This window comes from Micromonospora phaseoli (assembly GCF_900109115.1).
GTDB classification, from domain to species: Bacteria; Actinomycetota; Actinomycetes; order Mycobacteriales; family Micromonosporaceae; genus Micromonospora; species Micromonospora phaseoli.
Genome location: NZ_FNYV01000011.1, coordinates 44422 through 62638 on the forward strand (window position 1 = coordinate 44422; position 18217 = coordinate 62638).

Genomic DNA, 18217 nt, shown 5'->3' on the forward strand with positions numbered 1-18217 from the left:
AAGGGCCCCCTCCTTTCACCTCACCCGGCGGACGTCGTAGGCGGGGCCGGGTGCGGGTGCGGCGCCGAGGAACTCCTGGTTGCGCATCCGGCACCAGGCCGGGATGTCGACCGCCGCCGCCGGGTCGTCGGCCAGCACCCGGATCACCGCGCCCACCGGCAGCTCGGGCAGTCGGCGGGCGAGCGCTATCACCGGCAGCGGGCAGCGCTGACCGAGACAGTCGAGCACCTCGTCGGGCGTCGTCACAGCCCCACCACCCCCGCCTGAGCCCGAAGGTCGGCGACGATCTGCGGCAACTCGGCGAGGAAGCGGTCCACGTCGGCCTCGGTGCTGCCGGAGTGCAGCGAGACTCGCACGTTGCCGTGCGACAGCACCCCCATCGCCTCCAGCACGTGTGACGGGCGCAGGGTGGAGGAGGTGCAGGACGAGCCCGACGAGACGGCGAAGCCCCGCCGGTCCAGCGCGTGCAGCAGCGCCTCGCCGTCGACGTACAGGCAGGAGAAGGTGACCAGGTGCGGGAGCCGGCGCTCCGGGTCGCCGACCACCTCCACGTCCGGCACCTCGGCCGCCACCCGGGTGCGGATCCGGTCCACCAGTGGCGACAGTCGGGCCGCCTGCGCCGCCGCGTCGGCCGCCGCCGCGCGCAGGCTCGCCGCCGCCGCCACCACCGCGGGCAGGTTCAGCGTGCCGGGCGTACGCCCCGACTCGCGCTCGTCGGCCGGCCACGGTGACTCCCAGCGGGTGCCCTTGCGGACCACCAGCAGGCCGACGCCGGGCGGGCCGCCCCACTTGCGGGCGCTCGCGGTCAACACCGACCAGCCTGCCGGCACCGGTACCCGGCCCACCACCTGGGCGGCGTCGACGTAGAGCGGCACGCCCGCGTCCGCGCAGGCCGTCGCGGCGGCCTCGACGGGTTGGACGGTGCCCACCTCGTGACTGGCCGCGATCAAGGCGGCCAGCGCCACCCCGGGACCGGCCACGGCGGTCGACCAGGCGGTCAGGTCCAGCCGGCCGAGGCGGTCGACCGGAACCTCGACGGCCGTGCCACCCCGCGCCACATGGTGCTCGGCGGCGTGCAGCACGGCCGAGTGTTCGATCGTCGAGTGCACCAGCGCGCCGCCGGTGCGCCGCCGCCCGAGCAGGCCACCGAGCACGGCGGTGTGCGCCGCGCTCGTGCCGCTGGGGGTGAAGGACAGCTCGTCGGGGCGTACGCCCAGGGTTTCCGCCGTGGCCTCGCGGGCGGCGTCGAGCAACTGACGGGCGCGCCGTGCGGCCCAGTAGAGCCGGGCGGGATCGGCCCAGCCGTCGTCCAGGGCGGCCAGCAACGCCTGCCGGGCGACCGGATGCAGCGGCGCGGCGGTGGCCGCGTCCAGGTAGACCGGGGAAGGAATCACGTTTGCCCACGCTATCGCCTCGGTCGGGGCAGGATCCCCCGTCGGGTGCGGACAACGACCCCAACCGGGTCCAGCCCGTCATGGTCGAGTAATCTGCGACCGTCGGTGACGCCTTTGCCGCCGGTGCGCCGGTTCCGCTGCACGGAGCCGGCCAGATCGAGCAGACACCGCGGCGCGCTAGGGAGGCAGGACCAGGTGGTCGCAAGGAGTTCGGAGGTACGGCCGAAGGCCGTGCGGCGCAGCGCATCCCCAGGAGCCGGTGGGCGGCGGGGGCGTCGCGCCGGGCGTCTCGCCGGGCTCGGATTCGGTGGCGCGGCGCTGCTGATCCTGCTCACGGGCTGTGACGTCGGTGCGGCGTTCGGCGGCTTCGGCTGGCCGCAGGGCGGCATCACCCCCGAGGCACGCCGGATGTACGACCTGTGGATCGCCTCGTGCATCGCGGCGCTCGCGGTCGGGTTCCTCGTCTGGGGCCTGATCTTCTGGTGCGTCGTGCGCTACCGCAAGCGCGGCAACGAGCTGCCGGTGCAGACCCGCTACAACCTGCCGATGGAGTTCCTCTACACCATCGCGCCGGTGCTGATCGTCTCCGTGCTCTTCTACTACACGGCGGTCGTGCAGACCGACGTGGTGAAGACCACCAACAACCCCGACGTGACCGTCGAGGTCGTCGCCTTCAAGTGGAACTGGCAGTTCAACTACCGCGACGGCCAGGGCACCGAGGCGGAGACCGTCGCGTCGGTGCTCGGCACCAGCGAGGTCATCCCGATCCTGGTGCTGCCGACCGACCGGTCCATCCGGTTCGAGGAGACCAGCCGGGACGTCATCCACTCGTTCTGGGTGCCGGAGATGCTGTTCAAGCGGGACGTCATGCCGGGCAGCATCCGCAACGTCTTCGAGGTTTCCTCGCTGGAATCCGAGGGGGCGTACGTGGGCCGCTGCGCCGAGCTGTGCGGCAGCTACCACGCCTTCATGAACTTCGAGCTGCGGGTGGTTTCGCCGGAGAACTTCGACCGGTTCCTCGCGGCCAAGCAGGACGGCGCCTCGACCCAGGAGGCGCTGACCGCGATCGGCGAGGAACCGTACGCGCAGACCACGAGGCCGTTCGAGACGCGGCGCACCGAGAGCAACTTCAACCCGGACACTGCTCCGGCCGGCGCGGGAAGCTGAGGCAACCGGTATGAAGACCGAGTGGCGTATCTTCCTGATCATCGCCGGGTTCCTGCTCTTCGCGACCGTCCTGTACGGCGGCTGGACGGCGGCCGACTCGGGTGGTCAGGTCGAGTGGATCGGCACGGTGGCCCTGCTGCTGTCGTTCCTGCTCTGCACGATGTGCGGTGGCTTCTTCTGGTTCGTCTCGCGGCGCATCGACCTGCGTCCCGAGGACCGGCCGGACGCCGAGATCGCCGACGGCGCGGGCGAGATCGGCTTCTTCAGCCCGGGCAGCTACTGGCCGTTCGGGCTGGCCCTGGCTGCCGCGACCGCCGGCATGGGCCTGGTGTTCTGGCAGCTCTGGCTGCTCGGCCTCGGCATGCTGTTGGTGATCCTGGCGGCCTGTGGCCTGCTGTTCGAGTACTACACGGGCACCCGGCGCACCGCCGAGCACTGACCCGCGCGACGCACGAAGGCCCGCCCCCCGATCGGGGAGCGGGCCTTCGTCATGCCGGGGGCGTCGGTCCGGGATGCCGTATGTCGCGGGATCCGGGTGGGTCTACCGGCCGACCTGCGGGATCTGGAGTCGATCAGGCCCGTCAGCGGTCGGCCGGCCGGAGTCGATCAAGCTGAGGCGGTGTTGGCGACCTTGATCCAGCGTTCGAGTGTGCGGGCGGCGGCGCCGGAGTCGATCGACTCTGCGGCCCGGCCCAGGCCGGCGCTCAGCGCGTCGGTGAGGTCACCGTCCAGCGGGCCCTGGGTGGCCAGCGCCGCCGCGGCGTTGACCAGGACGGCGTCGCGTACCGGGCCGGGCTCGCCGGCGAGCAGGCGCCGGGCCACGTCGGCGTTGTAGGGCGCGTCACCGCCGCGCAGGTCAGCGAGGGTGGCCCGGGGTACGCCGAGGTCGGTCGCGTCCACCACGGTCTCCCTGACGGCACCGTTCTGGGCGATCCAGAAACGGGTGGCGGCGGCGGTGGTGAACTCGTCCAGCCCGTCCTCGCCACGCATCACCAGCACCGAGTCGCCGCGGGCCGCGAAGACCGCCGCCATCACCGGTGCCATCGTGGCGTCGAAGCAGCCGACGGCACCGGCGCGAGGGCGGGCCGGATTGGTCAACGGGCCGAGGAAGTTGAAGGCCGTGGGCACGCCGAGCTCCCGGCGTACCGGGCCGGCGTGGCGCATGCCGGGGTGGAACCGGGCGGCGAAACAGAAGCCGATGCCGGCCTCGGCCACGCACCTGGCCACGCCCTCGGGCCCGAGGTCCAGTGGCACACCGAGGAACTCCAGCAGGTCGGCGGTGCCGCAGGAGGAGGAGGCCGCCCGGTTGCCGTGCTTGACCACGCGTACGCCGGCGCCGGCGACGACCAGCGCGGTCATCGTGGAGATGTTCACCGTGTGCGCGAGATCCCCGCCGGTGCCCACCACGTCGAGCGCGCTCGCGCGTACCTCGTCGGGCAGCTCGACCTGGACGGCCCGGCTGAGCATCGCCTCGACCAGCCCGCTCACCTCGGCCGGGGTCTCACCCTTGGCGCGTAGCGCCACGGCGAAGCCGGCGATCTGGGCCGGGGCCGCCGAGCCGGACATGATCTCGCCCATCGCCCAGGCGGTGTCGGCGGTGGAGAGTTCCGCACCACGCAGCAGCGTGGTGAGCAGGTGCGGCCAGGTCCGATCGCCCATGCGGGCCTCCCGAGCAGACGGTAACGGGTGGGACGGGACCGGCGCCGGCTCGCCCGGCGCCGTGGCGGTGCCGCAGTGGCGCGTCAGGCGGGTGCGTGCGTACGCAACAGCTCGGTCACGGTGGCGGCGGTCGTCACCGGGTCGAGCGGATACACCAGGGTGGCGTCGACCTCGGCGTAGGAGGCCAGCCATCGGTCGGCGGCGCGGGCGATCACCACACAGGTCGGGGGAGCGGTCTCGTAGTCGTCCTTGACCTGCCGGGCGATGCCGATGCCGCCGCCGGGCGACGCCTCACCGTCGAGCAGCATCAGGTCGATCTGGTAGTCGTCGACCAGCCGGATGCACTCGGCGTAGGTGGCTGCCTCGACGAACTCGACGCGCAGGTCGGTCGCGGGTCGGGTGCCGACGGCGAGCCGCATCCGGTCCCGCACCTGCGGGTCGTCGCTGTAGAGCAGGACGGTGCACAGACGCTCGCTCATGCCGACACTCCGCTTCGCTTCCTGCCGTCCGGACCGGCCACCGCGCCGGGCCGGATGACCCGCCCGCTGATGGCTGGCGAGACGGTGCTCACCTCGTAGCTGCGTGGCCGATCGTACCGGTCGGTGTGGTGTGCGTGACGCGCCGCCCCGCGTCCGACCCCGCCGCGGCTCAGGCGGCGGATTCCGCGGCGCGCTGACGGGCCTCCTGGCGGTCCAGCTCGCGGTCGACCCGGCGGGCCTCCCGCTCGGCCTGGCGCATCCACTGCACGACCAGCACCGCGAGCATCGTCACACTGACGAACTCGCCACCGGCCCACAGGATCCCGCCGGCGAGCACCTGGTCCTCCCACGGGTCGGCCCAGCTCAGCCCGAGCGAGGGGTACCAGTCGCCGCCGAAGAGGGTGGTGCTCTGCATGATGGTCAGGCCGAGGACGGTGTGGAACGGCACCGACAGCAGCATCAGCAGCGCCCGGCCCGGGTAGGGCCAGCGCCCCGGCAGCGGGTCCAGGCCGAGCAGCGGCCAGAAGAACACGCAGCCGGTCATGATGAAGTGCGCGTGCACCACCTCGTGCGCCCAGGCGTGTTCCAGGGTGTAGCGGTACAGGTCGGTGAAGTACAGCGCGAACGGGTTCACCACGAAGATGGCGAAGGCCACCAGCGGGAAGGTGTAGACCCGCGCGACCCGACTGTGCACCACCGCGAGGAGCCGCTTGCGCGGACCGGTCGGCAGGGTGCGCAGGGCCAGCGTCACCGGTGCGCCCAGCGCCAGGAAGATCGGCGAGACCATGGACAGCACCATGTGCTGGACCATGTGCACCGACAGCAGCGTGGTGTCGTACGCGTGCAGCCCACTGACCGTGACCGAGGCGATGCCGCCTAGACCGGGGCCGAGGAAGAAGATCGTCCGGGCGATCGGCCAGCGGTCGCCGCGTGCCCGCAGCCGGTGCACCCCGTAGAGGTAGAGGCCGGCGGCGAGCACCAGGCCCACGGCGAGCCAGCTGTCCAACCGGGCCTCGGTGACCACGGAGGTGACCGAGAACGGCGGTGGCGCGGCCTCGGCCGCGAGCGGCCCGAAGCCGGCGCTCAGCTCGGTCGCACCCGCGCTGGTCGCACCCGCTGTGAGCAGCGGCGCGGCCGAGCTGGCCAGGGAGATCGGATCGACGTGCAGCACGCCAATCAGCCTAGGTCAGGCGAACCGGACGGTACCGATCGGGCCATGTGTACCCCCGGTTTGGCCCCCCGCTGATCGCCGGCAGTGGTCAAGGGCAATAATGACCGCGTGACTGCGGCCCCAGCCATTGACAAGAGCCGGATCCACTCTCTGACGCGGCCCAACATGGTCAGCGTCGGGACGATCGTCTGGCTCTCCAGCGAGCTCATGTTCTTCGCGGCGCTGTTCGCGATGTACTTCTCCATCCGCGCGGCGGCGCCGGAGCAGTGGGCGGAGCACACCGAGGTACTCAACATCCCGTACGCGACCACCTTCACGGTGATCCTGGTGTTGTCCTCGGTGACCTGTCAGATCGGCGTGTTCGCCGCCGAGCGGGGTGACGTGCACGCGCTGCGGCGCTGGTTCACGATCACCTTCGTGATGGGCCTGATCTTCATCCTCGGCCAGGCGAACGAGTACCGCGAGCTGGTGCACGAGGGCATTAAGATCAACAGTGACGGCTACGGCTCGATGTTCTACCTGACCACCGGCTTCCACGGCCTGCACGTGGCCGGCGGTCTGGTCGCCTTCGTGATTTTCATGATCCGCACCACCATGGGCCGGTTCACCCCGGCGCAGGCCACCTCGGCGATCGTGGTGTCGTACTACTGGCACTTCGTCGACGTCGTGTGGATCGGGCTCTACGCCATGATCTACTGGCTTCAGTGATCTTGGCGTGCCAGGCGCCTAACCGCTGCTCCACCCCCGCAGACAAGGTCCAACCGGTTAAGGACACAGGTCATGACTTCTGACAACGACCGCCGACGCGGTCTGCTCGCGCGGCTGCGCGGGCGGCCCGTGGCGCGCAGCAGGGGCCGCCGCCGGCTGGGTGCCGCGGTCCGGCTGGTCGCCGCGCTGATGCTGGCCGGCGGTGCCTACACCGTCCTCGCCCCCGGCGCGTCGGCGCAGGAAAACCCGCCGCTGAGCGGTGCCGCCGCGGAGGGCAAGGCGCTGTTCGACGTGAGCTGCGTGACCTGTCACGGTCGCAACGCGCAGGGGGTCGAGGGGCGCGGGCCGAGCCTGATCGGCGTTGGTGCGGCCTCGGTCGAGTTCCAGGTCAGCACCGGCCGGATGCCGATGGCCCGGCAGGAGGCGCAGGCCGCGCGCAAGCCCGAGGTGTTCACCCGGGACGAGATCGACCAGCTCGCCGCGTACGTCCAGGAACTGGGCGGCGGGCCGGTCGTACCGGCCGGCGAGAACCTGCACGCCGACGGCAACGTCGCGATCGGCGGCGAGCTGTACCGGATCAACTGCTCGCAGTGCCACGCGTTCAGCGGCGGCGGCGGCGCGCTCTCCTCCGGCAAGTACGCGCCGAGCCTGGCGCCGGCCACCGACCGCCAGATCTACGCGGCGATGTTGAGCGGCCCGCAGAACATGCCGGTCTTCGGGGACAACCAGATCACCCCGGAGCAGAAGGCGGACATCATCGCCTACATCCAGCAGTCCCTGAAGCACGACGGCGACCCGGGCGGCTTCTTCAACCTGGGTCGGTACGGGCCGTCCACCGAGGGTGTCGCGATCTTCCTGGTCGGCATCGTCGCGCTCGTCTTCGCCAGCCTGTGGATTGCGGGCAAGTCGTGAGCGGGGGAACGATGAGCAGGCAGACCGAGCAGTCGGCCGGCCAGGAGCCGTTCGACGTGGACGACCCCCGGCTGACCCGGTTCGACGTCGTCCGTGAGGGCGCCCGCCGGGACGACATCGAGATCGTGCACTACGAGCCGCAGGTCGTCGCGGGCAGCAAGGCCGAGCGCCGGCTGGTCCGTACGGTGGCGGGCTTCTTCCTGCTCACCGGTCTGGCGGCGACCGCCTTCCTGGTGATCTACATCTGGTGGCCCTGGGAGTACCAGCCCGGTCGCGGCGGCGACAAGCTCTACACCCCGCTGCTCGGCCTGACCCTGGGCGTCGCCCTGCTCGCCGTCGGCTTCGGCATCCTCACCTGGGGCAAGAAGCTGCTGCCGAAGGAGGTGTCGATCCAGGATCGGCACGGGGGCGTCTCCACCGAGGACCAGAAGATCACCGGTCAGACCATGGCATACATGGTCGACGAGCTGGGCGTGAAGCGCCGGCCACTGCTCGGCGTCTCGCTGCTGGCCGGTCTGGCACCGGTGGGCGCGGTCGTCGCGGCGCCGCTGGTGGGTGGGTTGATCTCCGACCCGCACAAGGACGACCAGATGATGACCACCGGGTTCGCTCCGCGGGACGGCCAGAAGATCCGGCTGGTCCGCGAGGACGGACGGCCGATTCGACCGGCGGACATCAGCGCCGGCGGCCAGATCACCGTCTTCCCCGGCGTGGAGCACGGCGTGAGCAACCGGTACGCCGACTCGCCCGCCCTGCTCATCCACCTGCGGGACGCCGACGCCGAGGAATCGCGCCGCAACAACGAGCGCGCGGGACACGGCGACTACATGTGGGGCAACTACGCCGCGTACTCGAAGATCTGCACGCACGCCGGCTGCCCGGCGAGCCTGTACGAGCAGCAGACCAACCGCCTGCTCTGCCCGTGCCACCAGTCGCAGTTCCTGATCACCGACAACGCCAAGCCCATCTTCGGTCCGGCCAGTCGGCGGCTGCCGCAGCTGCCGATCGAGGTGGACGCCGAGGGATACTTCGTGGCGAGGTCCGACTACACCGAAACCGTCGGGCCCGACTTCTGGGAGCGGCCGTGAAGCGGCGAAAGTTTGACATTGCAGCGGCACCCGCCAACACCGGGCGGGCCGTCGACGAGCGCTTCCAGGTGGCGACCCCCCTGCGCCGGCTGCTGAACAAGGTCTTCCCCGACCACTGGTCGTTCCTGCTCGGCGAGATCGCGCTCTTCTCGTTCATCGTCCTGCTGCTGACCGGTGTCTTCCTGACCTTCTTCTACGAGCCGGCGCTGACCGAGGTCATCTACAACGGCAGCTACGCACCGCTGCGCGGCACGCCGATGTCGGTCGCGTACGCCTCCACCCTGGACATCTCGTTCGACGTCCGCGGTGGCCTGATCATGCGCCAGATGCACCACTGGGCGGCCCTGCTGTTCATGGCCGCGATCGTGGTGCACATGCTGCGGGTCTTCTTCACCGGCGCGTTCCGCAAGCCGCGCGAGACCAACTGGATCATCGGCTCGCTGCTGTTCTGGGTCGGCTTCCTGGCCGGCTTCACCGGCTACTCGCTGCCGGACGACGGTCTCTCCGGCACCGGCCTGCGGATCGCCTCGGCGATCATGCTGTCCATTCCGGTGATCGGTTCCTGGGTGACCGCGGCGGTCTTCAACGGCGAGTTCCCCGGCACGATCATCATCAGCCGGTTCTTCATCGCCCACGTCCTACTCATCCCGGGCCTGCTGATCGCGCTGATCAGCGTCCACCTGGGGTTGGTCTTCAAGCAGAAGCACACCCAGTGGCCCGGCCCCGGACGGACCAACGCCAACGTGGTCGGCGAGCGGATGTTCCCCCGCTACGCGATCAAGCAGGGCGGCTTCTTCATGGTCGTCTTCGGGGTCATCGCGCTGTTGGGCGGCCTGTTCCAGATCAACCCGATCTGGCTGTTCGGCCCGTACGAGGCATGGGTGGTCTCGGCCGCCAGCCAGCCCGACTGGTACGTCATGTTCCTCGACGGGTCGACCCGTCTCATGCCGGACTGGCAGATCGACATCCCGATCGGCGACGGATACGTGATTCCACCGCTGTTCTGGCCGACAGTGGTGCTACCCGGCATCCTGGTCGGGCTCTCCACGCTCTATCCGTTCCTGGAGGCCCGCTACCTCAAGGACTACCGGAGCCACAACCTGCTCCAGCGTCCCCGCGACGTGCCGTTCCGTACCGGCCTGGGTGCCATGGCGGTCACGTTCTACGTGGTCCTGACCCTTTCCGGCGCGAACGACGTCATCGCCGACAAGTTCCAGATCAGCCTGAACGCGATGACCTGGGCCGGCCGGATCGGTCTGCTGATCCTTCCGCCGCTCGCGTACTACGTCACCTACCGGATCTGCCTCGGCCTTCAGCAGCACGACCGGGAGGTGCTGGCCCACGGCGTGGAGACCGGCATCATCCGGCGCCTACCGGACGGTCGGTTCGTGGAGGTGCACCAGCCGCTCAGCGCGGCCGACGGGAACGGGCACGGCGAGCTGGACTACGCCGGTTGGGTGGTGCCGAAGAAGATGAACCGGCTCGGTGCCCTCGGCCCGGCCATCCGGGGCTTCTTCTACCCGATCGAGAAGCCGGTCGAGGCGCCGGTCTCGCCGGGGCACCCGCCGGTCGAACCGCGCGCCGAACGCGAGGAGATCGGTAGCGGGGAGACCCGCAGCTGAGGTCCGCCACAGCGTGACGTGGCGCCCGCCGGAGAGCTTCCGGCGGGCGCCACTCCCATTCCGGTCCTCCCCGACCGTCGGCGCCGCGTCCGGCCCGTCGGCGGAACGCAGGAATAACCCCGGCCAGCCGGGTATCCGTGCGGTCCAACGTCTCAACGGGGAGGAAGCATGTTGGGTATGAAACGTCTCGGCCTGCTGGCCGCGCTGGTGCTGGTGGGTGTGGCACCCGCCGCGGCGGCGCAGGCGGCGCAGCCATCGGAACAGGACACCCAGTACCTGCAGGCGGTCCACCAGGTCAATCTGTACGAGATCGCCGCCGGCGAGCTGGCCCAGGAGAAGGCCCAGAACGAGCAGGTCAAGGAAGTGGCGCAGCAGTTCGTCACGGACCACACCGAGCTGGACCAGTCGGTGCAGGACCTGGCCGGACAGCTCAACGTCGAGCTGCCGAGCGAACCCACCAGCGATCAGCGGTCGGCTCTCGACCAGCTGAACAACGCCAGTGGCGCGGAGTTCGACCGGCTCTGGGTGACCCAGGAACTGGCCGGCCACGTCCAGGCCATCCAGGCGACCCAGACGGAGATCTCGCAGGGCACCGAGCCGCAGGTGGTGCAGCTGGCGCAGACCGCGCTGCCGGTGCTGCAGGCGCACTACGACGCCCTGGTGATGCTGGCCGAGGAGCTCGGTATTCCGGTTCCGGAGACCAGCCCGTCCGGTACGGCCAGCCCGGGTGGCACCGCTCCGGCCCCGGGTGGCACCACGCCCGCCCCGGGTGGCACCACGCCTGCCCCGGGTGGCACCGGCACCGAGGAGGCCCCGGTCCCGGGTGACACCGAGGTCCCGGTACCGCAGCAGAGTTGATCCACCGGTACGAGACGAGCCGGCCCACCCCGCACGGGGTGGGCCGGCTCGCGGTCGGACACCTGTCGGCGGCCGCCGGTGGCTCAGTCCGTGCTGCCCAGCCCGATGGCGAAAGCCTCCTCCAGGTCGTGCCGGGAGTAGGCGCGGAAGGCGATGTGCGACTCGGTGTTGAGCACGCCCGGAACCTTCGAGATGCTGCCGGCGATCACCTGGGCGATCTCGTCGAACTCGCGGACCCGGACCATGGCGACCAGGTCGACGTGCCCGGCCACCGAATAGACCTCACTCACCCCGGGCAGGTTGGCCAGGGCCTCGGCCACCTCGGGAATCGAGTCGGTGGCGCAGTCGATCAGCACGATCGCGGTGATCACTGGTGGGCTCTCCGTTCGTCGGCGTCGCCGCTCATGCTAAGGCCTGTCCAGTGGCTCGGGCGGCCGGGACGGTCAGGTCGGCACCGACCCGGATCACATCCCGCAGCTGTTCCTCCGCGCCGACCGTGGCGTCCGGCCAGACCACGCTGCGGCTCACCGCCCCGCGGACCGTGGCACCCGCGCCGACGACGCAGCGGTGGCATCGGCCGGTGACCGTGGCGGCCGGGTCGATCAGGCAACCGTCGCCGGCGGCGTGCAGGTTCGCGGCGAGATAGTCGGCCGGCGTACCGGTGTCGATGAAGGTCCCCGGGTAGCCGACCACGGTCAGCCGGCCGGCGGCCTCGGCCGGGCGCCACACGGCGCGTACCAGGTCGCCGAAGACCGCGGGCAGGTCGCGGACGAGCCGCCAGGGCAGCAGGGAGAAGCCGGTGAAGAGGTGCCCGGCGAAGGTGCCCGGGGCTCGCGGGTCGCCGGCCGGCCGGCCGAGCAGGCGCACCGAATCGCCGTCCCAGCCGTGCAGCAGCGCCGCGATGTCCGGGCCGGGTGGCAGCGCCGGGTCGGCGAGGTACGCGTCGGCGTTGCCGACCAGCACACCTCGGCCGGCTATCCAGTCCCGCAGGTTCCCCACCCCGCCCGCGGTGCCGAGCGGACTGCCCGGTTCCACCGACAGATGAGCGCGGCCACCCACCTGTTGCACAACCTGGTCACCGAGGTAGCAGGCGTTGACCGCGACCGTCCCCGGCCCGGTCAGGCCCAGCCCGGCGAGCCGGGCCAGCGCCCGGTCCAGCAGCGGCACGTTACCCACCGGGCAGAGCGCCTTGGGTACCCGCTCGGTCAGCGGGCGCAACCGGGTGCCCTCGCCGGCGGCGAGCACCACCGCGCAGATCCCATCGCCCGCCGGACCGGTCACGGCGCGGTGTCGGGCAGCGGCGGTGGGAACTGTCCGGCCAGCGGACCGATGCCGTAGTAGCCCAGCAGGCGGGCCGTCGGCCAGGTCAACTTCGGCAGGTCGTCCAGCGGGTGCCAGGCGGCCTCGAAGACCTCCGCGCCGTCGACGGTCAGCTCGGTGCTCGACGCCGGCACCTCGGCGGTGAACACCATGTCCACCCACCCCTTGGCGTGCACGATCGCGTTGGGCACCGCCGGGGTGAGTCGGGCGGGGGACAGGCGCACGCCCGACTCCTCGTACAGCTCCCGGGCCGCGCCGACCGCCGGGTTCTCGCCGCGTTGCAGCAGCCCGGCGGGGAGCGTCCAACCCCGTCCCGGCGGCTGGCGCAGCAGCAGCAACCGCCCCGCCTCGCCGGCCTCGCTGTCGCGGACCAGGGTGACGGCGCCGACGATGTACTTGGGCACGGCCATCCGTACCAGCCGGCGTCGCACCGGTAGCGGTAGCCGGTAGAAGACCTGGTAGGCGACGGCGCGTCCGGTGCGGCGCGTGCGGGGGATCATGAGTCCAGGCTAGTAGCCGTGAGCCGCGCTCGCGGCACGAGGAGCCCGGGTCATTGCCGGTGGTCGACCAGATCGATGAGTTGGCGTACCACGGCGTCCGGCTCGATCACCCGGTCGAAGACCGCGACCAGCAGGGTCTCCAGGTCCGGATAGCCGAGCTCCTCGGAGAGCCGCAGCAGCGGCAGGTCGCTGGCCAGCCCCCGATTGTGCTGCCGTAGGGCCAGCCCGATGGTGGCCCGGCCGAGCCGCACCTTGTCACTGATCGAGATGCCCGGCTCGCTGTGGTCGGCGAACCACCGGTTGATCTGCATCTGCGCGTGCGGCGACTTGACGAAGCCCAGCCACTCGCGGCGGGGGCCGCGTGGGGCCACCTCGGCGTCGAGGCTGCCCTCCTCGTCGGTCTCGGTGAAGATCTCGACCACGTCGCCCTCCTCCAGCTCGGAGGAGAGCGGAACCAGCCGGCCGTTGATGCGCGCGGCGAGACATCGGTCGCCCCGGTCGGCGCTCAACTCGTACGCCAGGTCGACCGGCGTGGCGCCGGCCGGCAGGACGATCTGCCGCCCCTCGGCGACCACCTGGATCTGCACCTCCGACAGGTCGCAGCGCAGCGACTGGAGGAACTGCGCCGGGTCGGCCGCGTTCTGCTCCCAGTCCAGCACCCGGCGCAGCCAGTCGAGTTGCCCGGAGCCGGTCGTCGCGGCCGTGCCGGAGCGGGGGAAACGGAAGTCGGCGGCCACCCCGTACTCGGCCGAACGGTGCATCTCCGTGGTGCGGATCAGCACCTCCACCGTGCGGTTGCCTGGACCGCAGACGCTGGTGTGCAGGGACCGGTAGAGGTTGTTCTTCGGCGAGGCGATGAAATCCTTGAACCGGCCGGGCACCGGCCGCCACAGCCCGTGGATCGCGCCGAGCGCCGCGTAGGTGTCGGTGGCCGGGCCGTCCACCACGATGGTGATGCGGGGCAGGTCGTACGGGACGGCGTGACCGCCCGCGACGGTGTCCTTCCAGATCGAGTAGAGGTGCCGGGGCCGGGGGGCCACCTCGCCGTCCACCCGGCTGCGCCGCAGCGCCACCTTGGCCTGGGCGACCACGTCGGAGAGGTAGCTGTCCCAGCCGGGGCGGTCGTGCACGTGCCGGGCGATGCGGGCGTGCTCGTCCGGCTCCAGGTGCAGCAGCACCACGTCGTCCAGCTCCCGCTTGAGGGTCTGGATGCCCAGCCGGTCGCAGAGCGGTACCAGCACCTCCTGGGTCTTGCGGGCGATCCGTTCCCGGGAGGCGGCCGAGCGGACGCCCAGGGTTCGCATGTTGTGCAGCCGGTCGGCGAGCTTGATGATGAGCACCCGGACGTCCTTGCCGGCCGCAATGATCATCTTCCGGATGGTCTCCGCCTCGGCGGCCTGCCCGTAGAACGCCTTGTCGAACTTGGTCACCCCGTCGACCAGGTGTGCGACCTCATGGCCGAAGTCCTCCGCCAGGGCCTGCAACGTGTAGCGGGTGTCCTCCACGGTGTCATGCAGCAACGCCGCGACCAGGGTGATGGTGTCCATTCCCAGCTCGGCGCAGATCTGGGCGACCGCGAGCGGGTGGGTGATGTACGGCTCGCCGCTCTTGCGGAACTGGCCGCGGTGCATGTTCTCCGCGATCGTGTAGGCCCTGCGCAGCACCGCCGGGTCGGCTCCGGTGTGGATGGCGCGGTGGGTGCGGACCAGCTGGCCGACCGGCTCCGTCTCGGCGCTGGGCCAGGTCAGCAGCGAGCGCAGCCGGCGGGTCAGGGGCAGCTCGCCCGGCTGTGTCGGAAGCGCACCGCCCAGGGCGCCGCCGGGTCCGGCGTCGACGTCCACCTGGGACACCCCCTCACATCTGCGTCGGACCACCGCCGTTGCGGCGGCAACCGGGAGCAGATCCTCGAAACGGGCAGGACTGCACTTCCTTAACAGAGTAAGTGAGTCGACGTAGTCCGATCGGACACTTGCTCATGAGCGTTCGGACCAGCTTTGGTGGGACGCCGCGCTCTCGGCCTTGGTCAGCAGGTCACGAAACCGTGCCGCGCCGTCCGCCGGAGAGGCCCACCCGGCGGACATCTCGACCAGTCGGGTCTCCGGTCGCTCCAACCAGGACAGGATCCGTTCCGACTCCTCCGGGCTCGCCGCCGGAACCGGACCGTGCCCGGGCGGCACCGTCTCGGCGGTGGCCCGGATGGCGGCCAACGTCGGTCGAGGATGGACCCCCGGTGGGGAGACCCCGGCCCCGGCCAGCCGGCCGTGCCGCACCAGCGCCAACTCCCAGCCGCCGCCGGCGGCCGGGTGGGCGGCGGCCAGTTCGGCCAGCCCGCTCAGCGCGGCGAGCCGCTGCATGCGGATCGCGGCCCGCAGCACCGCCGCGAGGCGGGACCGCAGCACGGCGGCCTCCTCGTACCGCTGCCCGACCGAGAGCGTCTCGATCCGAGCGAGCAGGGCGTCCACCACCGGTTGCGGGTCACCGGTGGTGGCGGTGGCGAAGGGCGTGACGGCTTGGCGGTCGTACTCCTCCGGGGAGATCCGGTGCTCGCAGGGTGCCGGGCAGCGGCCCAGCTCGGCCAGCGCGCAGGCCGGGGTGACGGTGCGCAGGGACAGCCGGTGGGTGCACTGGCGCAGCGGCACCGCGTCGTGGAAACCGGCGGCGGCCAGCTCGGCGGCCCGGCGTGAGGAGAACGGGCCGAGGTACGCGCGGTCGCCGGGGGAGATCTCCCGGACCACCGACAACCGGGGATAGGGCCCGTCGGTCAGCTTCAACCAGACCACCCGCTCCGGGAACTTCGACCGACGGTTGTACGGCGGCGCGTGCGCCCCGATCAGCCGCAGCTCGCGGACCTCGGCCTCCAACGAGTGCGCGCACTCGACCGCCTCGACCCGCTCGGCGGCAGCGAGCATCTCCGAGATCCGGGCGCGCTTCTCCGCCGCCGTGAAGTAGCTGCGGACCCGGGTGGCGATGTCCCGGGAGGTGCCCACATAGAGCGGCCGGTCGTCGGCGGCGCGGAAGATGTAGACCCCCGGGCCCTTCGGCAGGCCCTCGGCCAGGTGTCGTTTGCGGCGCTGCGTCGGGGTGACCGCGCGGGCGAACTCGATGGCGTCGCCGATGGTGTCGACCCGGTGCCCGCCGAGCCGGCCGATGAGCCCGTGCAGCACGTCGACGGTCGCCCGGGCGTCCTCCAGCGCCCGGTGGGTCGGCACGGTGGCGGCCCGGAAGTAGGCGGCGAGGGTGCCGAGCTTGCGGTTGGGTACCTCGTCGCGCAGCAGCACCCGTCGGGCCAGGGCGGCCGTGTCCAGTACCCGTGGGTTCGGCCATCGGTAGCCGTGCTTCGCGCAGGCCGCCTTGAGGAAACCGACGTCGTACGGGGCGTTGTGGGCGACCAGCACGGCATCCGAGACGAACTCCAGGAAACTCGGCAGCACCTGCTCGATCGGCGGCGCCGGCAGCAGCATCGCCTGGGTGATGCCGGTCAGTACGGTGATGAAGGGCGGGATCGGCACCCCGGGATTGACCAGGGTGGCCAGCACCCCCAGCTCCTCGCCGCCACGCACCTTGACCGCGCCGATCTCGGTGATGCCGCCGCCGTCCGGGGCTCCGCCGGTCGTCTCCAGGTCGACCACCACGAACGTCGTCGCGTACAGCGGCAGCGCCGGATCGACGCCGCCAGTGGTCGGATCGGTCCCGGCCAGCGCCGGTTGGAGATACTCCTGTCGTGCCATCGGCGGCACGCTAGTGCTTCGGTACGACACTCCCGCCCCAACGGCCCCACAGACACCACCGGGTCTAGGATGAGAGATCGGCTCACTCACCAGGCGGTGGGCCCGGTCGCGGTGGGAGACTTGCCACATGCCCCTCGCCGAGCCGCACGACGACAACCTCCCACAGGAGGAGCGGGTCGTCGGGGCGCCGGCTGCCGGCGAGGCGGTTCATCCCGATGCGGCGGAGGCCGCCGCCGACCGGGAGGCGGCGACGGAGCCGGAGCCGAGCCTGCCGGAGGCGGTCCGGCAGCGGATCGTCTCGCTCACCGCCGCCGTGCTGCCCGGCCTGCCCGCCGACGAGGTGCCGGTGCCGCTGCGTCGGGTCGCGAAGTTCGCCCCCAACCGACGGGCCCGGCTGGGCGCGCCGGTGATCGCCGCCCAACTCGCCGCCGACCCGCTGTTCCGGCAGCGGGTCACCGCCCGCGTCCTGGTCGACGCCGGTGACCTCGGCGCCGCGGTGATCGAGGGGACCGCTCCCGCCGCCGCCGACCCGGTCGAGGTGGCGGCCCTGGCCTACCTGGCCCGGCCGAGCGGCTGGCGGGGCCTGATCGAAGCCAGCGGCGCGGCGGTACGCGCCGAGGCGGACACCGCCGTCGTGGCCGAACTGGTCCGTCAGGCCGAGCAGCGGGCCACCCGCGCCGACCACGATCGGGCCGTGGCCCGGGTCGAGGCCGACAAGCTGCGCGACGAGTTGGCCCGGGTACGTGAGGAGCTGGGCCAGCTGCGCGAGGAGGCCCGGCAGCTGACCCGTACCCTCCGGGAGAGTCAGGCCCGGGAGCGCCGGGCGAGCGAGCTGCTGGCCACCGAGCGGGGGAGGGCCACCCGGGCCGCCGCCGACGCGGACGCCGAGCTGCGCCGGGCCCGGGCCCGGCTGGCCGAGGCGGAGGCCGCCGCCGGGGTGGCCCGCACCAGCGCCAAGGAGGCCCGCTCGGTCGACAACGCTCGGCTGTGGCTGCTGCTGGAGACCATCGGCCAGGCCGCCCTCGGGCTGCGCCGCGAGCTGGCGCTGGACCCGGTCGACAAGCTGCCCGCCGACTTTGTCGCGGACGCCTTCACCGACTCCTCGGCCGCCACCGCCACCGCCGCCGGTGCCGCGGCCCGTGCCCAGGACACCGACGACCCCGCCCGGCTGGATCAGCTGCTCGCCCTGCCCCGGGCGCACCTGGTGGTCGACGGCTACAACGTGACCAAACGCGGCTTCGGCGAGATGTCGCTGGAACAGCAGCGCAAGCGACTGATCACCGGCCTGGGCGGGCTCGCCGCGCAGACCGGCGACGAGGTCACCGTCGTATTCGACGGGGCCGAACGGATGCACGGACTGCCGCCCACCCCGCGTGGCGTGCGGGTGCTCTTCTCCCGCAAGGGGGAGACCGCCGACGAGCTGATCCGCCGGCTGGTCCGCGCCGAGCCGCCCGGCCGCCCGGTGGTGGTGATCTCCTCCGACCGCGAGGTCGCCGACGGGGTACGCCGGCATGGCGCATACCCGTTGGGCGCGGATTCGCTGCTGCGGCGGTTGGCGCGTTCCTGAGCGACCCTGGTCCGAGCGACCGGCGCGACCCTGGTGTGATCGAC

At 71.8% G+C, this 18217-nt stretch carries 18 protein-coding genes; 8 read left to right on the forward strand and 10 right to left on the reverse strand.

All coding sequences use genetic code 11. The features are described 5' to 3' along the window. Window positions 1-15 precede the first annotated feature (15 nt). Both BMY89_RS23875 and BMY89_RS23880 read right to left on the reverse strand, forming a co-directional pair. On the reverse strand, window positions 16-246 hold the full coding sequence (locus tag BMY89_RS23875) for a sulfurtransferase TusA family protein (protein ID WP_092382304.1): 231 nt from the start codon (window positions 244-246) through the stop codon (window positions 16-18). Beyond that, window positions 243-1394, reverse strand: coding sequence for a cysteine desulfurase family protein (locus BMY89_RS23880; RefSeq protein ID WP_092382305.1), 1152 nt, complete (start codon window positions 1392-1394; stop codon window positions 243-245). The genes BMY89_RS23875 and BMY89_RS23880 overlap by 4 nt, the downstream gene beginning before the upstream one ends. 195 nt (window positions 1395-1589) lie before the next feature. Between BMY89_RS23880 and ctaC the strand changes: the two genes are divergently transcribed. Then, window positions 1590-2561: an aa3-type cytochrome oxidase subunit II gene (gene ctaC, locus BMY89_RS23885; protein ID WP_092382306.1), complete on the forward strand. Its 972-nt coding sequence runs from the start codon at window positions 1590-1592 to the stop codon at window positions 2559-2561. 10 nt (window positions 2562-2571) lie between these two features. After that, complete coding sequence (locus BMY89_RS23890; protein WP_092382307.1) at window positions 2572-3000, forward strand: cytochrome c oxidase subunit 4; 429 nt, start codon at window positions 2572-2574, stop codon at window positions 2998-3000. A gap of 167 nt (window positions 3001-3167) precedes the next feature. Here the strand turns inward: BMY89_RS23890 and trpD are convergent, their stop codons facing one another. From trpD to BMY89_RS23905, 3 genes are all read right to left on the reverse strand, one after another. Continuing rightward, complete coding sequence (trpD, locus tag BMY89_RS23895) at window positions 3168-4220, reverse strand: anthranilate phosphoribosyltransferase (protein WP_092382308.1); 1053 nt, start codon at window positions 4218-4220, stop codon at window positions 3168-3170. Between the two features lie 83 nt (window positions 4221-4303). Beyond that, window positions 4304-4699 carry a response regulator gene (locus tag BMY89_RS23900; protein ID WP_092382309.1) on the reverse strand — a complete coding sequence of 132 codons (396 nt, stop codon included), beginning with the start codon at window positions 4697-4699 and terminating at the stop codon, window positions 4304-4306. Between the two features lie 169 nt (window positions 4700-4868). Beyond that, the gene (locus BMY89_RS23905) at window positions 4869-5870 is read right to left on the reverse strand and encodes a cytochrome c oxidase assembly protein (protein ID WP_092382310.1); all 1002 of its coding nucleotides are present in this window, start codon (window positions 5868-5870) and stop codon (window positions 4869-4871) included. Window positions 5871-5978: 108 nt separating this feature from the next. Between BMY89_RS23905 and ctaE the strand changes: the two genes are divergently transcribed. From ctaE to BMY89_RS23930, 5 genes are all read left to right on the forward strand, one after another. Next, window positions 5979-6578 carry an aa3-type cytochrome oxidase subunit III gene (gene ctaE, locus BMY89_RS23910; RefSeq protein WP_092382311.1) on the forward strand — a complete coding sequence of 200 codons (600 nt, stop codon included), beginning with the start codon at window positions 5979-5981 and terminating at the stop codon, window positions 6576-6578. A 72-nt stretch (window positions 6579-6650) separates the two neighbouring features. Continuing rightward, entirely contained in the window at window positions 6651-7490 is an 840-nt protein-coding gene (qcrC, locus tag BMY89_RS23915; RefSeq protein WP_092382312.1) for a cytochrome bc1 complex diheme cytochrome c subunit, read from the forward strand. A gap of 11 nt (window positions 7491-7501) precedes the next feature. Continuing rightward, window positions 7502-8578 (forward strand): cytochrome bc1 complex Rieske iron-sulfur subunit, encoded by a 1077-nt coding sequence (gene qcrA, locus BMY89_RS23920; protein ID WP_092382313.1) that lies wholly within the window; start codon window positions 7502-7504, stop codon window positions 8576-8578. Further along, complete coding sequence (qcrB, locus tag BMY89_RS23925; protein WP_092382314.1) at window positions 8575-10200, forward strand: cytochrome bc1 complex cytochrome b subunit; 1626 nt, start codon at window positions 8575-8577, stop codon at window positions 10198-10200. The genes qcrA and qcrB overlap by 4 nt, the downstream gene beginning before the upstream one ends. 168 nt (window positions 10201-10368) lie before the next feature. Beyond that, window positions 10369-11058, forward strand: coding sequence for a DUF4142 domain-containing protein (locus BMY89_RS23930; RefSeq protein WP_092382315.1), 690 nt, complete (start codon window positions 10369-10371; stop codon window positions 11056-11058). Between the two features lie 83 nt (window positions 11059-11141). Here BMY89_RS23930 and BMY89_RS23935 read toward each other — a convergent pair whose 3' ends face one another. From BMY89_RS23935 to BMY89_RS23955, 5 genes are all read right to left on the reverse strand, one after another. After that, entirely contained in the window at window positions 11142-11429 is a 288-nt protein-coding gene (locus BMY89_RS23935; RefSeq protein ID WP_092382316.1) for an Lrp/AsnC family transcriptional regulator, read from the reverse strand. A gap of 31 nt (window positions 11430-11460) precedes the next feature. After that, window positions 11461-12339, reverse strand: coding sequence for a sugar phosphate nucleotidyltransferase (locus BMY89_RS23940; protein WP_232521525.1), 879 nt, complete (start codon window positions 12337-12339; stop codon window positions 11461-11463). Further along, the gene (locus BMY89_RS23945) at window positions 12336-12878 is read right to left on the reverse strand and encodes an NUDIX hydrolase (RefSeq protein ID WP_092382317.1); all 543 of its coding nucleotides are present in this window, start codon (window positions 12876-12878) and stop codon (window positions 12336-12338) included. The genes BMY89_RS23940 and BMY89_RS23945 overlap by 4 nt, the downstream gene beginning before the upstream one ends. A gap of 50 nt (window positions 12879-12928) precedes the next feature. Beyond that, complete coding sequence (locus BMY89_RS23950; RefSeq protein WP_092382433.1) at window positions 12929-14719, reverse strand: RelA/SpoT family protein; 1791 nt, start codon at window positions 14717-14719, stop codon at window positions 12929-12931. A gap of 132 nt (window positions 14720-14851) precedes the next feature. Then, entirely contained in the window at window positions 14852-16606 is a 1755-nt protein-coding gene (locus BMY89_RS23955) for a DEDD exonuclease domain-containing protein (RefSeq protein ID WP_092382318.1), read from the reverse strand. A gap of 127 nt (window positions 16607-16733) precedes the next feature. Here BMY89_RS23955 and BMY89_RS23960 point away from each other — a divergent pair, with 127 nt between their 5' ends. Continuing rightward, a complete protein-coding gene (locus BMY89_RS23960) occupies window positions 16734-18173 on the forward strand; it encodes an NYN domain-containing protein (protein ID WP_092382319.1) in 1440 nt (479 codons plus the stop codon). Window positions 18174-18217: the final 44 nt, after the last annotated feature.

Excerpts from the sequence above, each read along its gene's own strand:
- BMY89_RS23900 (WP_092382309.1), bottom strand. The coding sequence starts at position 4,699 with ATGAGCGAGCGTCTGTGCACCGTCCTGCTCTACAGCGACGACCCGCAG.
- BMY89_RS23930 (WP_092382315.1), top strand. The coding sequence starts at position 10,369 with ATGTTGGGTATGAAACGTCTCGGCCTGCTGGCCGCGCTGGTGCTGGTG.
- qcrC (WP_092382312.1), top strand. The coding sequence starts at position 6,651 with ATGACTTCTGACAACGACCGCCGACGCGGTCTGCTCGCGCGGCTGCGC.
- BMY89_RS23955 (WP_092382318.1), bottom strand. The coding sequence starts at position 16,606 with ATGGCACGACAGGAGTATCTCCAACCGGCGCTGGCCGGGACCGATCCG.
- BMY89_RS23960 (WP_092382319.1), top strand. The coding sequence starts at position 16,734 with ATGCCCCTCGCCGAGCCGCACGACGACAACCTCCCACAGGAGGAGCGG.
- trpD (WP_092382308.1), bottom strand. The coding sequence starts at position 4,220 with ATGGGCGATCGGACCTGGCCGCACCTGCTCACCACGCTGCTGCGTGGT.
- BMY89_RS23890 (WP_092382307.1), top strand. The coding sequence starts at position 2,572 with ATGAAGACCGAGTGGCGTATCTTCCTGATCATCGCCGGGTTCCTGCTC.
- BMY89_RS23945 (WP_092382317.1), bottom strand. The coding sequence starts at position 12,878 with ATGATCCCCCGCACGCGCCGCACCGGACGCGCCGTCGCCTACCAGGTC.
- qcrA (WP_092382313.1), top strand. The coding sequence starts at position 7,502 with ATGAGCAGGCAGACCGAGCAGTCGGCCGGCCAGGAGCCGTTCGACGTG.